Here is a 13,695-nt window from a genome sequence, read left to right as displayed (position 1 = left end):
CATGGCACTTATATACTCTCTTCATTCTGAAATATTGAAATTACTTTATAATAGAGCTACTCATGTTGTACTATTCTTGATACTGGTATTTCAAACGTTTTTAGCAAATATTGGTGCTTCTCAAATTGTTTCAGTTGGTATCCATGCTACACCAGAGACAAATCCAGATTTAGCAGAGGCCTTACCTCCTATTGAATTTTTAGGTTTTGATGTCACTTTATTTGGTGTTTTTATTATGATTATCCTAGGCTCAATTTACGGAGCCGAGGAATACAAAGGCTTGGCTATTCGTACAAGCCTCCTCTCTGTTACAAATCGAAGTACTTTCCTAGTTTCAAAAACATTAGTTTGGCTTATATTTTCTTTTATCATTTCCTTTCTATCAATATTCTTGACAATTAACATGACACATTATGTTTTAGGACAAGATGGCTTATTGCTTTTTTTACTAAATGGAACAGTTTGGTTCTATATATTTTTAGCCAGTATAGCTTGGACTTTGTTGGGACTGCTGGCCTATATTATGGCTTTGACATTTAAAACAGCCATTGTTCCTCTATTATTTTTGCTTCCTCAAGTCTACAATTTAGGAACATTCTTAGCAAACTATATATCGGCTGCAAAATTTCTTCCAGTTGCATTGGGGCAAGGATTGATTGCTACATCTCCTCAAATTTTAGAACATAATAGTTTACAACATATTTTATTTTTACTTTGTTGGAACTTCTCATTCTTGGCTTTAGCAATTTACCGCTTACTCAAGTCAGATATTGGAGGAGGTGAATAAGTTGAAAGAACAACTTAAAAGTGAGTATCTCAAGTTTATTATGAATCCTTGGCACTGGTTGATTATAGGTGCTCTATTACTGTGTATTCCGGCGATGGTTGTTTTTTTAAATAGTAAGCCAGACCAGTTGACTCTACAGTTTGTTTTGGAACAGCTACTGCAAAGTCTCTATTTAGGACAGGCAGGTTTCGTTAGTCTAGCGGTTCTATTTATAGGTCAGGAATTTACAGGTTCTAGCCTTCGTACCAGTTTTCTTACATGTCCAAATCGTTTGAAATTTATAATCTGTAAACTAGCTATTGTATTATGTGTGGAAATTGTATTATTGGTCGCTGTAATATCATTATGTATACTAATCGCCCAAGGATACTACAATATCAATCTTTTGAGTAATATTAAACATGTTCTGACAATCCTATTTCCAGCATGTATTTCTATTCTAACCTTCTCTCTTTTAAGTGGTATTTTTGTATTTATTTCCCAGTCTTTTATCTTAATTTTGGGAATCAGTTTATCCCTTTTATTGGGGTTGGGACAAATGTTACTACAATTCAGTTCTTTTTTTAGAAATTTACCATTACTAGCTAGTATGAATTGTTTTTATACCCATCCCTTGTCGCTTTATTATCCAGTGTGGCAAGGCTTAGGGATACAAATAGTTTGGTTATTAATTGTTTTTCTATTTGCTACATTGATACTTATAGGAAGAAATGTACGCTAAAGACAGGGGATGTCCTGTCTTTTTCTTGGTTAGTGCTATAATATAGTTAGGAGGGTGAGTTATGGCTTATAAAATTTTGGTGGTAGATGATGATCTCGCTATTCTTCGCCTAATAAAAAAAGTACTAGAATATGAAAAATATGAAGTAGTCATACGAAATAAGATAGAAGAGATTGATCTTTGTGATTTTACAGGCTTTGACTTGATTCTATTAGATATTATGATGCCTGTTAGTGGTTTAGAGATCTGTCAGATGATTCGCGAACAGATAACTGTTCCTATCTGTTTTATAACTGCTAAGGATATGGATGAAGATTTAGTAGCTGGAATTAATGCAGGTGCTGATGATTATATTATGAAGCCCTTTAGTATGCAAGAATTGTTAGCACGTGTTAAAATGCACTTACGTCGTGAAGAACGGATTAAAGGAAATGTTCATCAAATAAAGATTGGGAAGCTTATACTATATACGGATAGTAAGGAACTATTTGTAAACGATGATAAGATTGCTCTGACAAGGAGGGAATTTGACATAGTGAATCTTTTGGCAAGCAACCCAAGTAAAATATATTCTATTGAGGAAATTTATAATTATCTATATCCACAAAGTTCAGAAGCGCTCTTACGTTCGGTTTCAGAGTACATTTATCAAATTCGTCAAAAGTTGAAACCTTATCAATTAAATCCAATTAAAACCTTATACGGTGGAGGATATCAATGGGTAGAATCAAAAGTTTTAGACAATTAATTCGAGAAACCTGTTGGAGAATTATTTGGCAGTTTAGTCTTGGCTTACTAATGGCCTATCTTATTCCCTTAGCTTCAGTATCTATACAAATAAATGAAGATGGGAAAACTTTAAACAATAGTGGTGTTCTATCAATCTTTTTTAATGTGTCATCATGGATATATATTTGTGTTTTATTGATTGTTCTAATAAGTTATCACATTGGAAAATTGTTGAAAAAACTGAGTTATGAAATGACTTTGATTTATGAAAATAGTATGTGGTTGAAGAAGGAATGTACAGAAAGTTTAACGGTTAAAGAATTTCGCGAGACAGGAAATCGGATTATTGTGATGCAAGATAGAATTCGACAATTAATAGTTAATGAGAAACAGCAGAAGGAAGATTTGATGTTTCAGGTTTCAGCAGCTTCTCATGATTTAAAAACTCCCTTAACCATTATTAGGGGAAATGTGGAATTTTTGCAGACGATAACTGAAAACGACCAATCTCAAGAATGCTTAGCAGATATAGAAAGAGCTAGTCAACAGTTACTAGATTATTTCAATCAATTGATTCACTATTCTAAAACCTATTATGATGATGAGACAGGTTGGACGGAGTATTCCTCTTCAGATTTTATCAATGAATTAGAGAAAGAAGTCTCTTTTTTGATAAAAAATCAGATGAAGTTTTCTTTTGAACAAAATGTGAAAGGAACTGAAAACTATTATATAAATCAATCTCTTCTGATTCGTGCCATACAAAATATTTTAACAAATGCTTTGGAATACGCTGATAAACAGAATCCTAAAATTAAAATTAGAGTAGAGCAAGAGGGGAAGGAATTGAAAATAGGTATATGGAATAATGGTTCGGAATTTCCAGAGGAAGTTTTAACTAATTTTGGAAAGCTCTTTTATCGTATGGATAAAGCTAGATCGTATAAAGAGCAACATTATGGTATTGGACTAAGTTTTGTATGTAGAGTTGCAAAACTACACAAAGGCCGAGTTGAGCTTAGAAATAGAGACGAGGGAGCAGAAGTTTTAATAACTGTGAATTGTATTAAATCATAGTGATTTACTTGTTAATTTATGATTGAATAGTTTTTATATGTGAGCTTTTAAACTATTTAACTTTTTCGACTAGTATAAGATGTAACGGTAGATAATAAAAACGAATGATGATATCTAGTTGATGAAAACTATTTATCATTCATTCGTTTTTTAATTATTGGATAATTTACGTAGCTTTATCTCGAACGTTGTTTTCCAGCGTTGCGATTTTTGTGTTTTTTCTTGCTTGTGATAGCAGTTGGTTGTTCAGGGGGAACGTCTTTTCGTCCACTTGGTGTAGAGAAAGCACGTGCTTTTGGTGGGTTCTTGGCTAGTTCTTCACGGACTTTTTTGCGAAGTTTTGGACGAACGATATAGTTGACGATAAACTGTTGGAGAATCATCATGAAACCACCGACAACCCAGTAAAGTGTGACACTGGCTGGTGAAATGAGGGAGAAGACAACAATCGTGATTGGGCTCACGTAAGCCATTTTCTTGATTTGTTCTCTTTGCGTTTCGTCTTCTACTCCGTGAAGTGAAAGGAGCGATTGAAGATAGTAAAGGACACCTGCGCAGGCAACCAAAATCATACTTGGAGAACCTAGAGGAATGCCTAGGTAGCTTGCTTGAGCAACCCCTTCAGTATGTTGGGCAGCAAAGTAGATAGCTGAGAAGAAAGGCATTTGAAGGAGGATAGGGAAGCATCCTACACCACCAAACATGCTGATGCCGTGCTCTTTTTGAGCGGCAAAGAGAGCTTGTTGGGCTTCGAGTTTTTCTTCTTGAGTCGTTGCTTCTTTGAGACGCGTTTGGTGTGGCTCAAGGACGTGCTTGAGGGCGTTCATCTTTTCAGAGTGCAGAGTTGCTTTCCATGATTGGTAGATACCAAGTGGCAAGATAATCAAGCGCACGATAATGGTTACGATAATGATAGCGACCCCGAAGCCTAGACCTTTATCAGTAGCGAAGTACTTGATAGCTTCTCCCATCGGAGCACCCAAGAAATCCCAAACGGGACCAATTGGCTTACCTGTTGCTTTGTCTACTTGGACACAGCCTGTCAAGACGAGTAGCATAGCCACTCCCATAGCAGAGAGGGCAAAACGTTTAATAGATTTCAATGTTTTCATTCCTTCTTTAAAAATTATACCTTTCTATTCTACTGTTTTTTTGTAAAATATACAATAGTTCTAGAGACCTAATTTGCGACTTTGAAGTCCGAATAGGATGAAAAGTTGCTCATTTGTACATCTAGATAGGTAACTTTTGAAAAAGGTGTCGGACCTTTTCGGATTTCTTGGATAAATTTTGCCATAGTGGCAGAGGAGTCTGCTTGGGCTAAGATTTCCACTGTGCCATCGTCGTTATTCCATACCCGACCTGTGATGCCACCAATTTCAAGCGCCAAGCTGTAAACACCCCAACGAAAGCCGACTCCCTGTACCCTACCTTGGGCGATCATCCTAACCTTTTGCATACAAAACCCCTTTGATTGTGTTATAATATTTCTATGACTATTATAACCTCAAAAGCTAATTCTGTGGTAAAAAATGCCAAGAAATTACACCAAAAAAAATACCGCAAGTCTGCTTATTTGATTGAAGGCTGGCACTTGTTTGAAGAAGCTGTTCAAGCTGGAGTGACTATTGAGAAAATCTTTGCCCTAGAAAGTTACCGAGATCAGTTAGCTATTTTTCCGCAAACTGTCTGGGTGTCAGAGGATATTTTGCTAGATTTGGCAGATTCTCAGACTCCACAGGGAATTGTTGCGGTGGTTCAAAAAGAAGAAGTAGGGCAAGCTGACTTTAGTCAGGGCAAGTTCTTGTTTTTGGAAGATGTACAAGATCCTGGTAATGTGGGAACGATCATTCGGACTGCGGATGCAGCAGGTTTTACTGGAGTGATTGTTTCAGAAAAGTCGGCAGATATCTACAGTCTCAAAACCCTACGTTCCATGCAAGGTAGTCATTTCCATTTACCTATTTATCGGATGTCTAGTCAAAGGCTTCTCGAGGGAGCTAAAGAGGCAGCTATCCCAGTGCTAGCAACAACCTTATCTAAAGATTCTGTTGATTACAGAGAACTGCCTCCTATAGAAAATTTTGTACTAGTCATGGGAAATGAGGGGCAAGGAATTAGTCCCCTTATGGCTGAAAGTGCAGACCAGTTGGTCCACATTAGTATGAAGGGGCAGGCGGAGAGTCTCAATGTTGCCGTTGCAGCTGGTATTTTAATTTTCCATTTAAGCTAATTTTAACTTTCTTTGTTATAATCAAGGAAAGATGTTCATAGAAAAGGAGAAAAGATGAATCACACTATTATTCACGACCGCGCAGGTCTCAATCAATTTTATGCTAAGGTTTATGCCTTTGTTGGTCTGGGGATCGGACTATCCGCTTTAGTATCAGGTCTTATGTTGACCGTCTTTCAGTCTCAGTTGGTTTACTTTTTGATGCAGGGACGCCTCTGGTTGACCATTGCTACTTTTGCAGAGCTAGCTCTGGTCTTTGTTGCCAGCAGTATGGCTTCGAAGAATAGTCCAGCGGCTCTTCCAGTATTTTTACTTTACTCAGTATTAAACGGCTTTACCCTCAGTTTTGTGGTGGCCTTCTATACTCCAGGTACAGTTTTATCTGCCTTTGTATCAAGCGCCCTTCTCTTCTTTGTCATGGCGGCAGTCGGTATGTTCACCAAGAAAGATTTGAGTGGCCTTGGTCGGGCTATGATGGCGGCTCTTATCGGTTTGTTGATTGCTATGGTAGTCAATATTTTCTTGGCTAGCGGTTTCTTTGATTATATGATTAGCGTAGCCATGGTCTTGGTCTTCTCTGGGCTGATTGCTTGGGACAACCAAAGAATTCGCTATGCATATGAGCAATCACAAGGTCGTGTAGAGACAGGTTGGGTTGTGTCAATGGCTCTCAGTATCTATCTTGATTTTATCAATCTTTTCCTAAGTATTCTACGTATCTTCGGTCGCAATGACTAAAGGTCCCTAACATCAGTGTTCGAAGGAGCACTGATTTTTTTATATTTGGTCTTTTCTTTTCTTGGAAATAGGTGTATAATGCTTTTAATTAATTTTTTGAGGAGTAGTTTATGAAGAAAAGTTTTATCCATCAACAAGAAGAAATTTCCTTTGTCAAAAACACTTTTACCCAGTATTTGAAAGATAAGTTAGAAGTTGTCGAAGTTCAAGGTCCTATCTTGAGTAGGGTCGGCGACGGGATGCAGGACAACTTATCAGGTGTGGAGAATGCCGTATCGGTCAAGGTTCTCCAAATCCCTGATGCTACTTATGAAGTGGTGCACTCCCTTGCCAAATGGAAACGCCACACTTTGGCTCGTTTTGGTTTCGGTGAAGGTGAAGGTCTTTTCGTCCACATGAAGGCCCTTCGTCCAGACGAAGATTCGCTTGATGCGACCCACTCTGTTTATGTTGACCAGTGGGACTGGGAGAAGGTTATCCCAAATGGACAACGTAACATTGCCTACCTAAAAGAAACAGTTGAGAAGATTTATAAGGCTATTCGCCTGACTGAGCTAGCTGTTGAAGCCCGCTATGATATTGAGTCTGTCTTGCCAAAACAAATCACCTTTATCCACACAGAAGAGTTGGTAGAACGCTACCCAGACTTGACACCAAAAGAGCGTGAAAATGCTATTTGTAAAGAATTTGGAGCAGTCTTCTTGATCGGTATCGGTGGTGAATTACCAGACGGTAAACCGCACGATGGACGTGCACCAGACTACGATGACTGGACAAGTGAGTCTGAAAATGGCTATAAGGGTCTAAATGGTGATATTCTTGTTTGGAATGAGTCTTTAGGTGGAGCCTTTGAGTTGTCTTCTATGGGAATCCGTGTAGATGAAGAAACTCTTCGCCGTCAGGTTGCCATCACAGGTGATGAAGACCGTTTAGAATTGGAATGGCACAAGGCTTTGTTGAACGGCTTATTCCCATTGACAATCGGTGGAGGAATTGGACAATCTCGGATGGCCATGTTCCTACTTCGCAAGAAACACATCGGAGAAGTGCAAACAAGTGTTTGGCCTCAAGAAGTCCGCGATACTTACGAAAATATTTTGTAGAGAATCGAACCGCAAGGTTCGGTTTTCTTTCTCTTTTCGCTCATAATTTGGTATAATAAACGGTATGAAGATCGTATCAGGAATCTATGGGGGACGCCCCCTCAAGACACTAGAAGGCAAGACGACAAGACCTACTTCAGATAAGGTTAGGGGAGCCATTTTTAACATGATTGGTCCCTACTTTGAAGGTGGACGAGTCTTGGACCTTTATGCAGGTAGTGGTGCTTTATCTATCGAGGCAGTATCGCGTGGCATGTCCAGTGCTGTTTTGGTGGAGCGAGACCGTAAGGCTCAGGCTATCGTGGCTGAAAATATTCAGATGACCAAGGAAGTTGGGAAATTTCAACTCCTCAAGATGGATGCAGAAAGGGCATTGGAACAGGTATCTGGGGAATTTGACCTCATTTTCTTAGACCCTCCTTATGCCAAGGAACAAATCGTAGCAGATATTGAAAAAATGGCTGAGAAAGAGCTTTTTTCTGAAGATGTCATGGTCGTGTGTGAGACGGATAAGGCCGTCGAACTTCCAGAAGAAATTGCCTGCCTGGGCATCTGGAAGGAAAAGATTTATGGAATTAGTAAGGTGACAGTCTATGTCAGATAAGATTGGCTTATTCACAGGCTCATTTGATCCGATGACAAATGGGCATCTGGATATCATTGAACGGGCGAGCAAACTCTTTGATAAGCTCTACGTAGGTATTTTTTTTAATCCTCACAAACAAGGATTTCTCCCTATCGAAAATCGTAAACGGGGGTTAGAAGATGCTTTGAAACATTTGGGAAATGTTGAAGTCGTGTTTTCACATGATGAATTGGTGGTTGATGTCGCAAAAAGACTGGGGGCTACTTGTCTAGTGCGTGGTTTGAGGAATGCGTCGGATTTGCAATATGAAGCCAGTTTTGATTACTACAACCATCAGCTGTCTTCTAATATAGAGACCATTTATTTACATAGCCGACCTGAACATCTCTATATCAGTTCATCAGGTGTTAGAGAGCTTTTGAAGTTTGGTCAGGATATTACCTGCTATGTTCCCGAGAGTATTTTGGAGGAAATAAAAAATGAAAAAAAAGATTAGATGGCCCTTATATGTCATTGCGGCCTTGATTGTGACTTTCTTGGCATTTGTAGTGCCCTTGCCCTACTATATAGAAGTTCCAGGTGGTTCGGAAGATATTCGCCAAGTCCTTAAAGTAAATGACACAGAAGATAAGGAAGCTGGTGCCTATCAATTCGTTACGGTTGGTGTCCAACATGCCACTTTAGCCCATATGATTTATGCGTGGTTGACGCCTTTTACAGATATTCGTAGTGCCCAAGAGACTACAGGTGGCTCTTCCGATGTGGAATTTATGCGGATCAATCAATTCTACATGCAAACATCGCAAAATATGGCCAAATATCAAGGGTTAAAAACAGCTGGTAAGGATATTGAACTTAAATATCTCGGGGTTTATGTCTTGAATGTGACGGATAATTCGACCTTTAAAGGGATTCTCAACATCTCTGATACGGTCACAGCAGTCAATGATCAGACCTTCGACAGTTCCAAAGACTTGATTGATTACGTCAATTCTCAAAAATTAGGAGATTCTGTCAAGGTCACCTATGAAGAAGATGGGCAAACCAAGTCTGCAGAAGGAAAAATCATTACGCTAGAAAATGGCAAAAATGGAATTGGAATCGGCTTGATTGACCGTACGGAAGTGACCAGTGATATCCCAATTCGCTTTTCAACAGCTGGTATCGGCGGTCCAAGTGCAGGTCTTATGTTTAGTCTGGCTATCTATACTCAAATAGCTGACCCAGGCCTTCGTAATGGCCGCATTGTTGCCGGTACAGGAACTATTGACCGCGATGGGAATGTGGGGGACATTGGAGGTATTGATAAGAAAGTTGTAGCTTCGGCTAGAGAAGGTGCTGCTATTTTCTTTGCTCCAGATAACCCTGTTAGCGAAGAAGAACAAAAAGCACATCCTGATGCGAAAAACAACTACCAAACAGCCCTAGAAGCAGCTAAAACAATCAAGACAGATATGAAAATCGTGCCAGTTAAAACCCTACAAGATGCAATTGATTACTTGAAAAACAATCCCTAGTTTTAAGTTAAGTTTCCAAACTAGCGCACAAACAGAGAAGATGGTATAATAGTCAAATGGTTCAATTATTATTCACTCTAAGCAGTCACATGCTCTTTATTTATGTGAGTTTTTACCTTTTAAAGAATCTTGTTAGATGGGAAAAGGTTTTAAAAGTGACAGCTGAGAATACAGGAAAAGTTCGTTTACTAGTAGCCTTTTTTAGCATTGTAATGGGCTACATCATGAGTTCTTTCTTTATCAGCCTATATCAGTTGTGGCAAGAAGCGTTTAGAGGATTATTATAAAATCAAGAGTAAAGGAAATAAGTATGGAAAAAATTGTGGTTCAAGGTGGCGATAATCGTCTGGTAGGAAGTGTTACGATCGAAGGAGCAAAGAATGCAGTCTTACCCTTGTTGGCAGCGACAATTCTAGCAAGTGAAGGAAAGACTGTTTTGCAGAATGTTCCTATCCTGTCAGATGTTTTCACTATGAATCAGGTGGTTCGTGGTTTGAATGCCAAGGTGGATTTTAATGAAGAAGCTCATCTTGTTGAGGTGGACGCGACTGGCGATATCACTGAGGAAGCTCCTTACAAGTATGTCAGCAAGATGCGTGCATCTATCGTTGTCTTGGGACCAATTCTTGCCCGTGTAGGTCATGCCAAGGTATCCATGCCAGGTGGTTGTACGATTGGTAGCCGCCCTATTGATCTGCATTTGAAAGGTCTAGAAGCTATGGGGGCTAAGATTAGTCAGACAGCTGGTTATATCGAAGCCAAGGCTGATCGCTTACATGGAGCTCATATCTACATGGACTTCCCAAGTGTTGGTGCTACTCAGAACTTGATGATGGCAGCGACGCTGGCTGATGGGGTTACAGTGATTGAAAATGCTGCGCGTGAGCCTGAGATTGTGGACCTAGCCATTCTCTTAAATGAAATGGGAGCTAAAGTAAAAGGTGCTGGTACAGAGACCATTACCATTACCGGTGTGGAGAAACTTTATGGTACGACTCACAATGTGGTCCAAGACCGTATTGAAGCTGGAACCTTTATGGTGGCTGCTGCCATGACTGGTGGTGATGTCCTGATTAAAGATGCTGTTTGGGAGCACAACCGTCCCTTGATTGCCAAATTGCTTGAAATGGGAGTGGAAGTGACGGAGGAGACTGAAGGAATTCGAGTTCGCTCTCAACTAGAAAATCTAAAAGCTGTCCATGTGAAAACCTTGCCCCACCCAGGATTTCCAACAGATATGCAGGCTCAATTTACAGCCTTGATGACTGTCGCAAAAGGCGAATCAACTATGGTGGAGACAGTTTTTGAAAATCGTTTCCAACACCTAGAAGAAATGCGCCGTATGGGCTTGCACTCTGAAATTATCCGTGATACAGCACGTATTGTTGGTGGACAGCCTTTGCAGGGAGCAGAAGTTCTTTCAACTGACCTTCGTGCCAGTGCAGCCTTGATTTTGACAGGTTTGGTAGCACAAGGAGAAACCGTAGTTGGTAAATTAGTCCACTTGGATAGAGGCTACTACCGTTTTCATGAGAAGTTAGCGCAGCTGGGTGCTAAGATTCAGCGGATTGAGGCAAGTGATGAAGATGAATAAGAAATCAGGCTACGTAGCCAAGCGTTTGCTTTTAGTCATTCTGGTACTGGTTTTAGGCCTTCTAGCCCTAGGAATTGGTTTAATGGTAGGTTATGGAATCTTGGGCAAGGGTCAAGATCCATGGGCTATCCTGTCTCCAGCAAAATGGCAGGAATTGATTCATAAATTTACAGGAAATTAGGCTGGTAGACCAGCCTTTTTCTAGAGATAAGGAGAAATATGAACAAAAAAACAAGACAGACCCTGATTGGACTGTTAGTGTTATTGCTTTTGTCTGCAGGGAGTTATTATATCAAGCAGATGCAGACGACAGCTAATGGTCCCAAAACCAAGCTTAGTCAGAAAAAACAAGCGCCTGAAGCTCCAAGTCAAGAATTGGCAGAAAGTGTCTTAACAGATGCAGTCAGAAGCCAAATAAAAGGGAGTCTTGAGTGGAATGGCTCAGGTGCTTTTATCGTCAATGGTAATAAAACAAATCTAGATGCCAAGGTTTCAAGTAAACCCTACGCTGATAATAAAACAAAGACAGTGGGAAAGGAAACTGTGCCAACTGTAGCCAATGCTCTCTTGTCTAAGGCAACTCGCCAGTACAAGAATCGTGAAGAAACGGGGAATGGTTCGACTTCATGGACTCCTCCAGGCTGGCATCAGGTTAAGAATCTTAAGGGTTCTTATACCCATGCGGTCGATAGAGGTCACTTGTTAGGCTATGCCTTAATCGGTGGCTTGGATGGTTTTGATGCCTCAACAAGCAATCCTAAAAACATTGCTGTCCAGACAGCTTGGGCAAATCAGGCGCAAGCTGAGGATTCGACTGGTCAAAACTACTATGAAAGCATGGTGCGTAAAGCCTTGGACCAAAACAAGCGTGTCCGTTACCGTGTAACCCTTTATTACGCTACAAATGAGGATTTAGTTCCTTCAGCTTCACAGATTGAAGCCAAGTCTTCAGATGGAGAATTGGAATTCAATGTTCTAGTTCCCAATGTTCAAAAGGGACTTCAACTGGATTACCGGACTGGAGAAGTAACGGTAACTCAGTAAAAGATAAGATCAACTCCTATGTCACTTGTGGATGTAGGAGTTTTTTTGGACCATTTAAGTAGGGCTAGAATAGACATTGAGAAAAAATAATATGTACTGGACTATATTTTGTGATATAATAAAGGATAAGATACTATTTTAGGAGAAGAACTATGGAAGACCCAAGTAGTCAGAATTTGTTGCTACAATTTGTTTTATTGTTTATCTTGACGGTATTAAATGCCTTTTTCTCAGCCACAGAAATGGCCATGGTTTCACTTAACCGTGCGCGGGTTGAACAAAAGGCAGAAGAAGGAGATAGACGCTATATCCGTCTGTTGAAGGTACTAGAAAATCCTAACCACTTTTTATCAACCATTCAAGTAGGGATTACCCTGATTACGATCTTATCAGGGGCGAGTTTGGCAGACACTCTGGGACGAGAAATTGCATCTTGGCTTGGAAATGGTGAAACATCTTATGCCGTTGCCAGTTTTCTGTCTTTAGCATTTTTGACTTATATTTCCATCGTTTTTGGGGAATTGTATCCTAAGAGAATCGCTCTTAATCTAAAGGTTGCCTTAGCGATTCGTACAGCGCCAGTTATTATTGGATTGGGGAAACTAGTTAGTCCCTTTGTTTGGCTCTTATCTGCATCTACCAATCTTTTGAGTCGCTTGACTCCTATGACCTTTGACGATGCTGACGAAAAAATGACCCGTGATGAAATTGAGTACATGCTGACAAATAGTGAAGAAACACTAGATGCTGACGAAATTGAAATGTTACAAGGGATTTTTTCACTGGACGAATTAATGGCCAGAGAAGTTATGGTTCCTCGAACAGATGCCTTTATGGTCGATATTCAGGATGATAGTCAAACCATCATCCAAAGTATTTTAAAACAAAATTATTCTCGTATCCCTGTCTATGATGGGGATAAGGATAACGTGATTGGGATCATTCACACCAAGAGTCTCCTTAATGCGGGCTTTGTGGACGGTTTTGACAATATTGTTTGGAAGAAAATCTTACAAGATCCACTTTTTGTTCCTGAAACTATTTTTGTGGATGACTTGTTAAAAGAACTGCGCAATACCCAAAGACAAATGGCAATCTTGCTGGATGAATACGGTGGGATGGCTGGTTTGGTGACCCTGGAAGACCTCTTAGAGGAAATCGTTGGGGAAATCGATGACGAAACAGATAAGGCTGAAATCGAAGTTCATAAAATTGGAGAAGATACTTATATTGTTCAAGGTACCATGAATCTCAATGATTTTAATGACTACTTTGATGTTGAACTGGAAAGTGATGACGTTGATACCATCGCTGGTTACTATTTGACAGGAGTTGGGACCATTCCAACGACTGAGAAACTCAGTTATGAATTAGTCAGCCAAAACAAACAGCTTATCCTAACCAATGATAAAGTAAAAAATGGACGTGTTACCAAGGTAAAAGTCCAAATTACCGAAGTTGAAATAGAAGAAGAAACAGAGTAAACTAGAGGCTTTTGTCACCAGGCGTGACGAAGCTTTTTTCAGTTGATTTCATACTCTTCGAAAATCAAATTCAAACCGCGTC

At 39.7% G+C, this 13,695-nt stretch carries 17 protein-coding genes; 15 read left to right on the top strand and 2 right to left on the bottom strand.

Annotated features, from left to right (window positions below):
* Position 1: 1 nt before the first annotated feature.
* From HMPREF2701_RS04170 to HMPREF2701_RS04155, 4 genes are all read left to right on the top strand, one after another.
* The gene (locus HMPREF2701_RS04170) at positions 2 to 787 is read left to right on the top strand and encodes an ABC transporter permease (protein ID WP_049516004.1); all 786 of its coding nucleotides are present in this window, start codon (positions 2 to 4) and stop codon (positions 785 to 787) included.
* 1 nt (position 788) lies between these two features.
* Positions 789 to 1,508, top strand: a complete 720-nt coding sequence (locus HMPREF2701_RS04165; protein WP_049516002.1) for a hypothetical protein — start codon at positions 789 to 791, stop codon at positions 1,506 to 1,508.
* Positions 1,509 to 1,569: 61 nt separating this feature from the next.
* The gene (locus tag HMPREF2701_RS04160; protein WP_000323581.1) at positions 1,570 to 2,256 is read left to right on the top strand and encodes a response regulator transcription factor; all 687 of its coding nucleotides are present in this window, start codon (positions 1,570 to 1,572) and stop codon (positions 2,254 to 2,256) included.
* A complete protein-coding gene (locus HMPREF2701_RS04155) occupies positions 2,226 to 3,314 on the top strand; it encodes a sensor histidine kinase (RefSeq protein WP_049515998.1) in 1,089 nt (362 codons plus the stop codon). The genes HMPREF2701_RS04160 and HMPREF2701_RS04155 overlap by 31 nt, the downstream gene beginning before the upstream one ends.
* 176 nt (positions 3,315 to 3,490) lie before the next feature.
* Here the strand turns inward: HMPREF2701_RS04155 and yidC are convergent, their stop codons facing one another.
* The gene (gene yidC, locus HMPREF2701_RS04150; RefSeq protein WP_070482255.1) at positions 3,491 to 4,417 is read right to left on the bottom strand and encodes a membrane protein insertase YidC; all 927 of its coding nucleotides are present in this window, start codon (positions 4,415 to 4,417) and stop codon (positions 3,491 to 3,493) included.
* A 77-nt stretch (positions 4,418 to 4,494) separates the two neighbouring features.
* Positions 4,495 to 4,773, bottom strand: a complete 279-nt coding sequence (locus tag HMPREF2701_RS04145) for an acylphosphatase (RefSeq protein WP_070482201.1) — start codon at positions 4,771 to 4,773, stop codon at positions 4,495 to 4,497.
* Between the two features lie 33 nt (positions 4,774 to 4,806).
* Between HMPREF2701_RS04145 and HMPREF2701_RS04140 the strand changes: the two genes are divergently transcribed.
* From HMPREF2701_RS04140 to HMPREF2701_RS04090, 11 genes are all read left to right on the top strand, one after another.
* On the top strand, positions 4,807 to 5,547 hold the full coding sequence (locus HMPREF2701_RS04140; RefSeq protein ID WP_049510786.1) for a TrmH family RNA methyltransferase: 741 nt from the start codon (positions 4,807 to 4,809) through the stop codon (positions 5,545 to 5,547).
* 54 nt (positions 5,548 to 5,601) lie between these two features.
* A complete protein-coding gene (locus HMPREF2701_RS04135; RefSeq protein WP_049510787.1) occupies positions 5,602 to 6,285 on the top strand; it encodes a Bax inhibitor-1/YccA family protein in 684 nt (227 codons plus the stop codon).
* Positions 6,286 to 6,395: 110 nt separating this feature from the next.
* A complete protein-coding gene (gene asnA, locus HMPREF2701_RS04130) occupies positions 6,396 to 7,388 on the top strand; it encodes an aspartate--ammonia ligase (protein WP_049510788.1) in 993 nt (330 codons plus the stop codon).
* 64 nt (positions 7,389 to 7,452) lie between these two features.
* On the top strand, positions 7,453 to 7,992 hold the full coding sequence (gene rsmD / locus HMPREF2701_RS04125; protein WP_049510789.1) for a 16S rRNA (guanine(966)-N(2))-methyltransferase RsmD: 540 nt from the start codon (positions 7,453 to 7,455) through the stop codon (positions 7,990 to 7,992).
* Positions 7,982 to 8,470, top strand: coding sequence for a pantetheine-phosphate adenylyltransferase (gene coaD / locus HMPREF2701_RS04120; RefSeq protein WP_049510790.1), 489 nt, complete (start codon positions 7,982 to 7,984; stop codon positions 8,468 to 8,470). The genes rsmD and coaD overlap by 11 nt, the downstream gene beginning before the upstream one ends.
* Positions 8,454 to 9,491 (top strand): SepM family pheromone-processing serine protease, encoded by a 1,038-nt coding sequence (locus tag HMPREF2701_RS04115; RefSeq protein WP_033688116.1) that lies wholly within the window; start codon positions 8,454 to 8,456, stop codon positions 9,489 to 9,491. Before coaD ends, HMPREF2701_RS04115 begins: the two co-directional genes overlap by 17 nt.
* 56 nt (positions 9,492 to 9,547) lie before the next feature.
* Entirely contained in the window at positions 9,548 to 9,778 is a 231-nt protein-coding gene (locus tag HMPREF2701_RS04110; RefSeq protein WP_000250398.1) for a DUF1146 family protein, read from the top strand.
* 23 nt (positions 9,779 to 9,801) lie between these two features.
* Positions 9,802 to 11,085 (top strand): UDP-N-acetylglucosamine 1-carboxyvinyltransferase, encoded by a 1,284-nt coding sequence (gene murA, locus HMPREF2701_RS04105; protein WP_049515995.1) that lies wholly within the window; start codon positions 9,802 to 9,804, stop codon positions 11,083 to 11,085.
* Positions 11,078 to 11,266, top strand: coding sequence for a DNA-directed RNA polymerase subunit beta (locus tag HMPREF2701_RS04100; protein ID WP_049516029.1), 189 nt, complete (start codon positions 11,078 to 11,080; stop codon positions 11,264 to 11,266). The genes murA and HMPREF2701_RS04100 overlap by 8 nt, the downstream gene beginning before the upstream one ends.
* A gap of 38 nt (positions 11,267 to 11,304) precedes the next feature.
* Positions 11,305 to 12,129: a DNA-entry nuclease EndA gene (gene endA / locus HMPREF2701_RS04095; protein WP_049515993.1), complete on the top strand. Its 825-nt coding sequence runs from the start codon at positions 11,305 to 11,307 to the stop codon at positions 12,127 to 12,129.
* A gap of 152 nt (positions 12,130 to 12,281) precedes the next feature.
* On the top strand, positions 12,282 to 13,613 hold the full coding sequence (locus tag HMPREF2701_RS04090; RefSeq protein ID WP_070482199.1) for a hemolysin family protein: 1,332 nt from the start codon (positions 12,282 to 12,284) through the stop codon (positions 13,611 to 13,613).
* Positions 13,614 to 13,695 lie beyond the last annotated feature (82 nt).

The sequence above is a fragment of the Streptococcus sp. HMSC077D04 genome, assembly GCF_001808785.1.
In the GTDB taxonomy this organism is placed as follows: domain Bacteria; phylum Bacillota; class Bacilli; order Lactobacillales; family Streptococcaceae; genus Streptococcus; species Streptococcus mitis_BX.
This window is presented reverse-complemented; position numbering and strand designations above follow the sequence as displayed.

Excerpts from the sequence above, each read along its gene's own strand:
- HMPREF2701_RS04170 (WP_049516004.1), top strand. The coding sequence starts at position 2 with ATGGCACTTATATACTCTCTTCATTCTGAAATATTGAAATTACTTTAT.
- HMPREF2701_RS04160 (WP_000323581.1), top strand. The coding sequence starts at position 1,570 with ATGGCTTATAAAATTTTGGTGGTAGATGATGATCTCGCTATTCTTCGC.
- HMPREF2701_RS04155 (WP_049515998.1), top strand. The coding sequence starts at position 2,226 with ATGGGTAGAATCAAAAGTTTTAGACAATTAATTCGAGAAACCTGTTGG.
- HMPREF2701_RS04145 (WP_070482201.1), bottom strand. The coding sequence starts at position 4,773 with ATGCAAAAGGTTAGGATGATCGCCCAAGGTAGGGTACAGGGAGTCGGC.
- HMPREF2701_RS04140 (WP_049510786.1), top strand. The coding sequence starts at position 4,807 with ATGACTATTATAACCTCAAAAGCTAATTCTGTGGTAAAAAATGCCAAG.
- HMPREF2701_RS04135 (WP_049510787.1), top strand. The coding sequence starts at position 5,602 with ATGAATCACACTATTATTCACGACCGCGCAGGTCTCAATCAATTTTAT.
- asnA (WP_049510788.1), top strand. The coding sequence starts at position 6,396 with ATGAAGAAAAGTTTTATCCATCAACAAGAAGAAATTTCCTTTGTCAAA.
- rsmD (WP_049510789.1), top strand. The coding sequence starts at position 7,453 with ATGAAGATCGTATCAGGAATCTATGGGGGACGCCCCCTCAAGACACTA.
- coaD (WP_049510790.1), top strand. The coding sequence starts at position 7,982 with ATGTCAGATAAGATTGGCTTATTCACAGGCTCATTTGATCCGATGACA.
- HMPREF2701_RS04115 (WP_033688116.1), top strand. The coding sequence starts at position 8,454 with ATGAAAAAAAAGATTAGATGGCCCTTATATGTCATTGCGGCCTTGATT.
- HMPREF2701_RS04110 (WP_000250398.1), top strand. The coding sequence starts at position 9,548 with ATGGTTCAATTATTATTCACTCTAAGCAGTCACATGCTCTTTATTTAT.
- murA (WP_049515995.1), top strand. The coding sequence starts at position 9,802 with ATGGAAAAAATTGTGGTTCAAGGTGGCGATAATCGTCTGGTAGGAAGT.
- HMPREF2701_RS04100 (WP_049516029.1), top strand. The coding sequence starts at position 11,078 with ATGAATAAGAAATCAGGCTACGTAGCCAAGCGTTTGCTTTTAGTCATT.
- endA (WP_049515993.1), top strand. The coding sequence starts at position 11,305 with ATGAACAAAAAAACAAGACAGACCCTGATTGGACTGTTAGTGTTATTG.
- HMPREF2701_RS04090 (WP_070482199.1), top strand. The coding sequence starts at position 12,282 with ATGGAAGACCCAAGTAGTCAGAATTTGTTGCTACAATTTGTTTTATTG.